Raw genomic sequence first — 10,370 nt, 5'->3', positions numbered from 1 at the left:
ATAATTTGTGATGATTTTACTGATGGTATCTGCTTTATTAAAAACCATCAGATGTCCCCCGCCTTTAATGCGGTAATCAGGATGCACACGCCTGCCGGTGATCACCCTGTCGGCCGTACCATGTATCTGTATTGTTCTTTCAGGTATTTCTTTATTTTTCCAGTAACAAATACTTTTCAGCGCCCAGCGGAAAAAAGAAACATCGGTATCCCGCAATAATTTCGTCAGCGCTCTCTTATCATTCAGGGAATGGGCGCCAAAATAGCTATAGGTGAGAAAGTTAGCACGGTTTATCATGGCAGCGGGAATGATCCGGTATAAGCCTAATTTCATGAAAAAGAACTGCTTTTTATTCAATTCATCCCTTGTTCTGACCGAAGAGATCAGTACCATCTTTTTTACGTGGACCTGCTTCGATACTTCCACGGCTACAATGCCGCCAAAAGAAAGCCCGATTATATAAGGATCTTCAACGGTGATCTGGCTCTTTATCCGGCCGGCATATTCCGTTAAAGATTCATCCGGCAACGCCGGGATCCAGTTGATGTAAACTTTGTGATAACCCGGAAGTTTCAGGTTCATGAATATCGTTGAGTCTGCCCCGATACCACTGAAAAGATAAACAACCTTTTGTTCTTTTTTAACTGTATCCTGAAGGGGATGGGCTTCCCCCAGGAAGCTACTCAACATCAATAAAACGGAAAAAATCACTTTCACACTTTGCACCATAAATATCCTTACTTCCTGCCTGAACAGGCAATATTATAAATGAAACAGGTTACGATATTACTAAAAAAAAATGCAATCGTTAAAATATGGGTTAATAAAACCCTTTAGGGGAGTTGAAACAAGAAATTTCAGCAGGAGAAATATGGCTGTTGACAGACGGAGGTTATTTATGGATTCATCTGTTTGGAAAGGCTCCATCCAACAAATTCTTCCAGTCTTTGCCGGTAATACACCTGGAGGCTTCCAGCTTATTTCTCAGGGCTTCGTTAAGTTGCGCTACGATCATAGAAGGTTGTTCCATAATGATTGACGGTTATCCGGCGTTTTGTGTAAATATAGAAAAAGGACTGCTTAAGCAATCCTTTTTTACTGGTATTCCGACAGATCATTTATTGCTTACTTTCTGGAATAAGTACAATGAGCCATACAACGGAACAGGGAAATATGGTTACTCCGGGTTTTCAAACGGGGACATTGATAATAGAAACGGGTTATAAAAAAATCAGCGGGTTATTGCCCCTGTTTTCTCCCCGGCAATGGTATACTTTATGATTTATGTTATCGGGATGTTGCTGGTTCATAATAAGGCCGGTATTAAAATACCGCATGGTATACCCGGTCCTTCTTTTTTCGCTTGTATTGGCATTGGCTCCATGAATAATACGGGAATCGTGCAGGGAATAGTGATTTTGTTCCAGCTCAAACCATACTACTTTGCTTTCATCAACAGCCGATTTTTTTATTTCAATATTAAAAATGCTGTGATCTGTATCCATCTTTTCATATTCAGAAAAGCCGTTATGGTGCGAACCGGGGATTACGCCCATACAACCATTCTCTTTTACAGATTCATCGATGGCCAGCCAAAGCGTAACAATACTGTCAAAACGGTTGAAGCGGCCTTTCCAGTAGGCACTGTCTTCATGCCAGGGTGTTTTTTTTCCTGTTCTTGGCTCTTTACAAATGAAGTGGCTGCTCCACAGTCCTATATCCGGACCTATCAATCCTTCCACAATGTCTAATATCTCGGGAGCCATCAGAAATTCAAACAAACGTGCATCCTTCATATGAGGTACATCCAGTTCATCCGGTTTCAGGTTGCCCCGGTTATTCAGGTGCTCTTCAAAAATGGTGAACAACTTACTGAATTTTTCTTCTGTAAATAAGGGCCTGTTGGTAAGCAGGTATCCATTGTTTTTATAAAAGGAAATTTCTTCCTGAGAGGGCCTTGTGTTTACTTCCGTTCCCATACCGTTTTTTTGATGTAAATGTAGTAAGTACACGTATGGAAATTCGGCCTATCTTTTATTCCGTGACCTTTGTTTTTTACGCTATAACGACCTATACAATCGTTTGGTTACTTCTTCTGTATGCGGATGGTGTTTGGTGATATACCTCTTTAAAGGTTTTGTAGAAGTGCCCAAGGTTAGTGAATCCGCAATCATTGCAGATGGTTTTAATGGGCGTGTTGGTGATAGAAAGTTGTTTGGAAGCAAAGTTCATGCGTAGCTCGGTCACCAGGTCTGTTAAGGTTTTATGCAGGGTGCGTTGCACTGTTCTGTTCACATGGTCTATATTCCTTTCCGCCAGAACGGCAAAACCGCGTACGCCTTGTTTAAACATAGGCGGCGTGGAAAAGCCTCTGATGGCATGATTCAGCCAGGAAGGTATTTTCTGATCGGCCGGCAGGTTATCGTTATCAAACAATAAGCGGAAAATGAACAACAGCAAATGATCCAGGTAAAAGCTGGATTTGCGGTTCTGCAATACCTCTTCTGCCCGTTGTGAGATCCGGCGTACGGAAGACACGGCCAGCAGTATCTGGTAGGGAACAACGTCCGGGGTCCAGAAAAAGGAATCAACGCCGGCAAAATAGCGGTTCCGTAAATGGTGTAAGGTATCCAGCGGGAAAGCGAGGTTCATGAGCGTAAGGCCTCCTCTTGCGGAAGTGAAAGTATGCTGGTCGTCCGGGCGGATCATAACAAGATGGCCAGGTTCCAGCATTATTTTGCGGTCATTGATCAAATGAGTGCCGCTCCCGCTTTCCACCCAGAAGATCTCGGCGTAATTATGCCTGTGCAGTGAAAGGTCGTGGCGCGAATGAATGGTAACCCTGGCCAGATGGAAGGCTTCATCGTCCCTGATACAATTTTTCAGTAAGAATTTCTTGACACCCATGATCAGAATATCTTTATAGTTGCGGGTTTTCCCTGATACTTTACTTTTCCATCCAGGATGATCTTACAAAAGGAATCTGAGAACTCCACATCTACCACATGTTTACGGTGAACGAAGCCTTTTATCTTCACCTTATCGTTTGTAACGGGCTGTGGATGGATCCACAAACTACCGTCCAGCCGGGGATCCAGTCCGGCTGTTCCATACAGAACAGTTGCCGCCCCCATTAAGCCGGAAACAACATTAGCCCTTTTATAGGCCGGTGAACCGGGGCGGTCACAAAAATGTTCCTGCGGAAAATAGGGGAGTTGCTGTCCTATCCAGAACTGGCGTTTTAATACGTCCCAGGCTTTGGCCGGAAGCCGCTTTTCATAAAGATCCAATGCCAGCTGGGGAAGATCTCCTGAATAGGCGCCACCGCCGCTCCAGTCGGTATCTGTAACTTCATAATGAATGGAATCTGCTTTGGATACACTGCTAACCCCGTAAGGGAAAAGGAATTTTTCTTCTTCCAGTTGTTCGAGCATCTTTTTTTCCATGGCAGGAGTACATACGCCGGTCCTGAGTATATCGAACACCTGGATAGAAAAAACAGTTTCCTTATGTCCATCTGGATATTTACATACAAACCATCCTGCCTTTTCATCCCATAGTGCTTTCCTGATGTCGGCTGTAATAACATCCGCTTTTTTTCTCCATTCCTGGATGCTAGTTTTATCATAGCCGATCTTTTCTCCCATATCTGCCAGCCGCCTCAAACACCATACCCGTTCTGCATTGGGGCTTGGCACCATATGTTCCCAGCCCATGCCACGCATCTCCAGTAAATTATGCTGATCCCCGTAGTCTATCACCCCGTTTATCATGGGTCTTTTTTCATCGCTCAGCACCAGTTTTTTCACCTGTGCAAAGAGGTCAGGATACACACTATCCTGGCAGGCGATCGCATATACGAGCGAAGTAAAGGCTGCAGTGCTGTAGGCATATCTTACGCCCAACCCCGTTCCATCCTGGGCAAAAGCATAATATTTCTCAAGATCGATGTCTGTCATGGTACGCGCTATATCAAGCAGCTTGTTTCCCATCATCAGGGAAACAAGTCCCGGTGCATACCCGGCCACATCCCATAAATAAGTGTTCATGCCGCCTCCGTCCAGGCCGCTGGTAACAAGGGTAGGATGCAGTTTGAAATCCGGTTTCTCCCATATACATACCAACCCGGATGCAACAGATCTCTTATAATAACTTTCAAGTGCTGCATTGTCTGAAGTTAATACGGGAATATTTTTCAAGGCCCATTCCAGCCGCTTTTGCCATATAGTGGCTGTTTGTTTTTCCCACGCCTGCAAACCGCCGGGGGCGGATACGGCATCGTTTCCAAACACCACGGCTGCATAGGCCGTGCCACTTTGCTGCGGGGCTATATTCAGGCGTTGCCCTTCCTGTATTACATTCACTTTTACCGTATCATTGTTCCGCGGATCAGCCGGGGGCATAAAGCCCCATTCCTTCAACGGATATACGGCCGGCTTCCCGCTGGTTATCAAAGGGATCATGGCCAGGTTCAAAGGTGCAGCTGTTCTGTTCTTTACTTCGTAATGTATTAAAAAGCCAGCCCTGTTGGCCAGGGGTATGAGGTACGACCTGATCTCAAAAGAGAGCAGTCCGCCGGCATGCATCCTGTGATAGGTACCCCTGCGTATCACCCTGTCCGGTTGCCATTGCCCGCCGGTATAAAGGATATTCCTGACTTTTCCACCCCACACAAAATGATCCCTGATGGTATCGCCGTTTGCTATAAACAAGGCTTCAAACTTAAACCCATGGCCGGAAACAGGCGGCGACATCACATCTCCCACTCCTAATACCGAGTTCAAAACGGGGTTTACACTGGTATAACCGCTTCCTACCCAAAGGTGATTGGGAGGCGTAACCAACCGGTTCAGATCAATGGCAAAATCTGTCAGCTGCCATCGGGACTGGGCCATCAAACGGACACAACAACAAGTAATAAGAAGCATGAGCAGACCTGCCCGGAAAAAGTATCTTTTCATATTAGTATCGTGGATGCTGTTTAATACCCGGGTTTAAATACACATGAACCCGGGAAGACGGAAATTAATTCATTATACTGAATAGCGGCATTATTATCACTTCATAGTATAAGCGTGTATTTATTTTCATAACGTTTACCCGCTGTATTTCCGTTGTAAAAATAGGGACAACTTTTAACGGGAGCACCGCTTTCTTTTATCTTAAAATAGTTGTTTTATACGCTGAAGCGACTTCCCCTTAACATAACCATAAGGATGTACGTATCTTAATGGCAGCAAGGCAACGCTTGCGGATACGCATTTGTCAACCTAAAAAATGAAACGTTATGAAAACCATTATCACAAGCCTTTTTACGTTCATGCAGCTGTTGGTCATATCCGGCTGCGATAAACATGCAAACATGAATGCCTCCCCGGTGCAGGCAGATAAGCTGTCTTTGTCTACTGGCGGCGCTGTAGCCATGGGGGCTAATCCCGCGCTGAACCCCGCAACCGACTCCCTGTTAAGGTTTATACAGAATCTGAAAAATCAACCGGGTAAGCGGATCCTGGCGGGGCAAAACAGTAACATCTCCAATAAAACACAGTATAAGCTGGGAGATGATCAGATCATTCATCCTTTTGCGCAGGCTACCGGCAAATACCCGGCTATAGTGGGCTCCGACTTTAATGATATTGATAACTGGAATTACCATTCTCCATTCCTGAAAGACCTGCACCAGCAGCATCAATGTATTATTGAAATCTGCGGTGGGCTCAATAACCCCGGGATTTCCAGCGGGAGTGATCTCAGCGCATTACTGCCGGGCGGATCACTAAGGGCGCAATGGGTGAGTAATATGGATGCTATGGCCGCCAAACTAGCCTATTTCCAGACAAATGGAGTGAGTATATTATACCGGCCTTTCCATGAAATGAATGGCAGCTGGACCTGGTATTACACTACCAATTACGCCAACTTCAGGGCCTTGTGGGCGGATCTGTTCGATTATTTCACCAACACCAAAAACTTAAATAATCTTATCTGGATATATGCGCCCAACAATAATGTAGTGGGAGATGGCGCCTATACAAATTATTATCCCGGTACCGGCTATGTGGATATTGTGGGCGCGGATGTATATGATGATAACATGACCATCAACGATTACAGCGTACTGAGAACCCTGGCCAAACCCATTATGCTGACAGAGTTTGGCACCGGTCATGGCGTTAGGGGCAACAGCGACTCTACCCTGAACGGTACTTTTGACTATAACCTCCTGGCGGAAAAGATCCGCACCACCTATCCCAATGTAATAGGCTGGTTGTGCTGGCACGACTGGAATACCACCAATATGGGTTTTATCTACAAGTCTATGTATAAAAACAATTACAGCAATCTTATCAATCATAGCTGGATGGCCTGGGCCAACGATCTGAATTATTAAACGGTTTTCCCGGGCGTTGCTTTTGAGAATAATTTTTTTTCAGGAAGATGTACTACAGGACCCTCCAGCGGAGGGTCCTGTAAATTCAGGGCAGGTACCGCTTCCGCAGCAATTGCATCATATGAACGTTAATAGCCCACTGATCTGCTAAAGGCTCACGTGTGTAAGGAAGAGTGGGCATATAATCAGGCGGACCAAATTCAGTTAATATCGTAATCCGTTTATTTGCTTTCCTGTGCGCATCCACTATTTGATCCCACCACCGGAGATGCGCATTCAGTGCAGGCTCCCATTCAGGCGCCCCGGGATCGCTTACCTGCGGCCCTTCCGGATGACCAATGCGCGCATGGATATGATCTACACGCAACAAAGTACGGTCGAGGGTTTCCTGCTGATCATCGAGCAGGCTTTCACTCACATTGCACCAGTGGGATACATCAAAAGTGATGCGCAACTCCGGGATGGTATCAATATAATGCCTGGCTACTGGAGCTGCGAAAAGTATTCTTGAACGGTGTGTTTCGTGGCATATCGTGATACCGGTTTGCGCAGACAGCCTGATGGTATGATCGATGAATGTTTTGTTTTGCTCATAGCTGAAATAATCCCTTCCTGAATGACAATTGATATAAAGCGGCCGTTGGATGGTTTGTGTGGCGGCATCGTTAATCATGGTAACAAACTCTTCAAAATGTTTTTGATAATGGCTGTCGAAGCCAGCGCACAGCAAGCCCAGCTCCAGCTGGTATTTTTTCAGTGCAGCAAACAGTTCTTCCTGTGCATTCTTTTCGCGCGGCCACAGCACCTCGATGCCGTTATACCCTTCTTTCCTGGACTTATTGCAAAATTCATCCAGAGTGCCGGTAAAGCCCCAGCCGGTAGCCAGGAGCAAAAGCTCAAATTTATTGTTCATATGAAACGTGTTTTTATGAGTATCTGCATTAGCGTAAATAGTCGCTTTTTTATAATAATTCTTTTTTTAGGTTGATATGAGCATACCCGTAGGGTTATACTTGTAATTGTCAAGGTACATCCATTGGTGTGTGAATTTTGAATAAAGTCGCTGTAGCGTAAAAAACAGCCATTTTAAGATAAAAGAAAGCCGTGTTCCCATTGAATGTTGTAACTATTTTTACAAAAAGGAAAAACAGGGCGCAAACGTTATGAAAAGTTGGGGTACGCTCTTATAAGTTAGCGTTGATCAGGCGCCGCACCTATGCTGTCTCTTTATAATTTAAAAATAGATTTCCGTTATGAAAATTTTTTTACGAATGTCCTGCAGGATGGCACTTGTTTACATGGGTATACAGTATCTCTTCATTACTGCATCCGCTCAGCAACAGGGAAGTTCTCCGCCGGTTACCAATGTAGTTACCGGGCATGTTACCAACGAAAAGGAAGAGCCGGTAGAAGCCGTTACCATTACGGAAAAGGGAACGCATAATTTTTCGTATACTGATGACCGTGGTAACTTCCGCATCCGTATTTCAGGCACACAGGCTACCCTGGTATTTTCGTCTATGAACGTTGTTACCAAAGAAGTGCAGGTAACAGCAGGCCAGGCGGTGAATGTATCACTGGTCGTAAAAACGAAGGAGCTGAATGATGTGGTAGTGGTGGGCTATGCCACCCAGCGGCGGCGTGATCTTACCGGATCCGTAGCATCTGTAAATGCAGGTCAGATAAAGGATATTCCTCTTACTTCCGCTATGCAGGCATTGGAAGGCCGGCTGGCCGGCGTTAATATTTCAACTACTGAAGGCGGTCCCGGTGCAGCTGTTACCATCAAGATCCGGGGAGGTGGTTCTATTACCCAGGATAACACGCCGCTGTATGTGGTAGATGGTGTCCAGGTGGAAGATGCACTTTCAAAGTTAGCACCCCAGGATATTGAATCTGTAGATGTATTGAAAGATGCAGCTGCTACTTCTATCTATGGCGCCAGGGGCGCCAATGGTGTAGTTATCATTACCACTAAAGGCGGCAAATCCATGAAAACGGTGGTGGCTTACAATTATTTTTATGGTGTCAATAAACTGGCTAAAAAATTCGATGTAATGAATCCCAGGGAATTTATCGAATACAATTGGGAAAAAACAAGGAACACACTATCCGACAGTGCTGCGTTTACGTCTCAATATGGTAATAGCTGGGCCGGACTGGATTCTATCAGGAACGCTCCCTATGTGGATTGGCAACAACTCTCGTTCGGGCGGAGCGCAGCTACACAAACCCATAACGTAAGCGTTACCGGCGGAAACAAAACGACCACTTTTAATATCAGTTATACTAATAATAACGAACAGAGTGTAATGATCAATTCCAGTTATTTAAGGAACCTTTTAAATATGCGGCTGGATCATACAGTCTCGGATAAATTTAAAGTGGGGCTTAATATTTCCTATAACGACCAGTCGATCATGGGACCAGGGACAAGCGCATCAGGCAATGTAACCAACAACCGTTTGCGCAATTCTGTGAAATACCGGCCTTTCCTGGTAAATTCAGACGATCCCAACAGTTCCAATGACGCGGCTTATTTTGCCCAGACCAACGCAACAGGATATTACCTTATCAATCCCATCGAATTTTCCAAAGCGTCTTATCGCCGTAACCGGTCCATCAATACCACCATCAGCTCCTATCTCCAGTTTTCATTCACTCCATACCTGTCATTGCGTGTTACCGGCGGTCTTAACAAAAACGATGGGAAACTCAATTCATTCGACGATTATATCACCTGGAATGCCATTACCAACAGTGCAGGAAAACCAATCATCAATCTTATTAACAGCAATACAACCTCCGTTAATGAAAATGCGGTGCTTAGTTTTAATAACCGCGCATTCAAATCAGATTTTCACAGGAATAATACTATCAATGCGTTGTTAGGGCAGGAGATATACCAGGTTTCATCCAATTCACAAACAGACCAGGTAAGATATTTCCCGGTAGGCATAACACCTGAAAAGGCCTTTTCGCAATTGAGCCTGGGTAGCTCTGTTCCCCTTTATCCTGCTTCCCTGGATGCGAAAAGCAGGATCATGTCTTTTTTCACAAGGGTTGACTATAGTCATAAAGACAAATACCTGGCTACTTTCAATCTCCGGGCAGACGGGTCTTCAAAGTTTGCTCCGGGTCATCAATGGGGCTATTTCCCATCGGCATCCGTTGCCTGGCGAATCTCAAACGAAGATTTCTTTCAGCAGAATAATTTTGCTTCTGATGTTAAGCTACGGCTTAGTTATGGCCTGGCGGGCAACAACCGGATCAGTGATTTCCTGTATACTTCCCTGTACAGGTCTAACAGCACACCTTACAGCCTGAATAATACCCTCGTTCCGGGTTATGCAATAACTACCCTGGCCAATCCCAACCTGAAGTGGGAATCAACCCTGTCGCGTAATATAGGATTGGATGCAGGGCTTTTCAAAAACCGTTTGCAGGTAAGTATAGACGCCTATATGAACGACACCCGCGATCTGTTGATCAACGTTCCCATTGCCGCCAATGCAGGGTTCAGTACGCAACTGCAGAATGTGGGCAGCGTAAGGAACAGTGGCCTGGAATTGCAGTTAAGTACAGTGGCGCTTTCGAAAAAGGATTTCAAGTGGGACATTAATTTTAATATATCCGCTAACCGCAACAAAGTAACCAGGCTATCGAATGTTGCCGATCATTATTTTGCCAGTTCCGGCTGGGGGATGGGCAATGAATACCTGGTACAGGTAGGGCAGCCTGTAGGCACCATCTGGGGATACAAAGCCGATGGGATGTATACCCTGGATGATTTTGACTATAACCCTGCCAACGGCGCATATATACTAAAAAAAGGAGTGGCGGATAATACGCCATCCGTAGGGATCCCCGCGCCCGGAACAAAAAAATTAAAAGATCTGAATGGAGATGGCATAGTGAATGCCGGCGACCAAACGATCCTTGGGAATGCACAACCGAAATTTACCGGCGGGTTAAACAA

General features: G+C 45.2%; 8 protein-coding genes. 2 read left to right on the top strand and 6 right to left on the bottom strand.

Going from position 1 to position 10,370, the window contains the following annotated elements; all coding sequences use genetic code 11:
- The 5 genes from VN105_RS15695 to VN105_RS15675 form a co-directional block, all read right to left on the bottom strand.
- Positions 1-582 (bottom strand): alpha/beta hydrolase (locus tag VN105_RS15695; protein ID WP_325642473.1); only part of this gene is annotated, 582 nt, incomplete at its 3' end.
- A gap of 322 nt (positions 583-904) precedes the next feature.
- Positions 905-1,030, bottom strand: coding sequence for a hypothetical protein (locus VN105_RS15690; protein WP_325642472.1), 126 nt, complete (start codon positions 1,028-1,030; stop codon positions 905-907).
- Between the two features lie 190 nt (positions 1,031-1,220).
- Positions 1,221-1,979 carry a phytanoyl-CoA dioxygenase family protein gene (locus tag VN105_RS15685; RefSeq protein ID WP_325642471.1) on the bottom strand — a complete coding sequence of 253 codons (759 nt, stop codon included), beginning with the start codon at positions 1,977-1,979 and terminating at the stop codon, positions 1,221-1,223.
- Between the two features lie 91 nt (positions 1,980-2,070).
- Positions 2,071-2,907, bottom strand: coding sequence for an AraC family transcriptional regulator (locus tag VN105_RS15680; protein WP_325642470.1), 837 nt, complete (start codon positions 2,905-2,907; stop codon positions 2,071-2,073).
- 2 nt (positions 2,908-2,909) lie between these two features.
- A complete protein-coding gene (locus VN105_RS15675; protein WP_325642469.1) occupies positions 2,910-4,895 on the bottom strand; it encodes an MGH1-like glycoside hydrolase domain-containing protein in 1,986 nt (661 codons plus the stop codon).
- Between the two features lie 392 nt (positions 4,896-5,287).
- Here VN105_RS15675 and VN105_RS15670 point away from each other — a divergent pair, with 392 nt between their 5' ends.
- Complete coding sequence (locus VN105_RS15670) at positions 5,288-6,391, top strand: glycoside hydrolase family 26 protein (RefSeq protein ID WP_325642468.1); 1,104 nt, start codon at positions 5,288-5,290, stop codon at positions 6,389-6,391.
- Between the two features lie 85 nt (positions 6,392-6,476).
- On the opposite strand, the gene VN105_RS15665 is transcribed toward VN105_RS15670, so the two are convergent.
- Positions 6,477-7,304: a sugar phosphate isomerase/epimerase gene (locus VN105_RS15665; protein ID WP_325642467.1), complete on the bottom strand. Its 828-nt coding sequence runs from the start codon at positions 7,302-7,304 to the stop codon at positions 6,477-6,479.
- Positions 7,305-7,674: 370 nt separating this feature from the next.
- On the opposite strand from VN105_RS15665, the gene VN105_RS15660 reads away from it, so the two are divergent.
- A partial coding sequence (locus VN105_RS15660; RefSeq protein ID WP_325642466.1) for a SusC/RagA family TonB-linked outer membrane protein occupies positions 7,675-10,370 on the top strand: 2,696 nt, incomplete at its 3' end.

This window comes from Chitinophaga sp. (genome assembly GCF_035564935.1).
Lineage (GTDB): Bacteria > Bacteroidota > Bacteroidia > Chitinophagales > Chitinophagaceae > Chitinophaga.
This window is presented reverse-complemented; position numbering and strand designations above follow the sequence as displayed.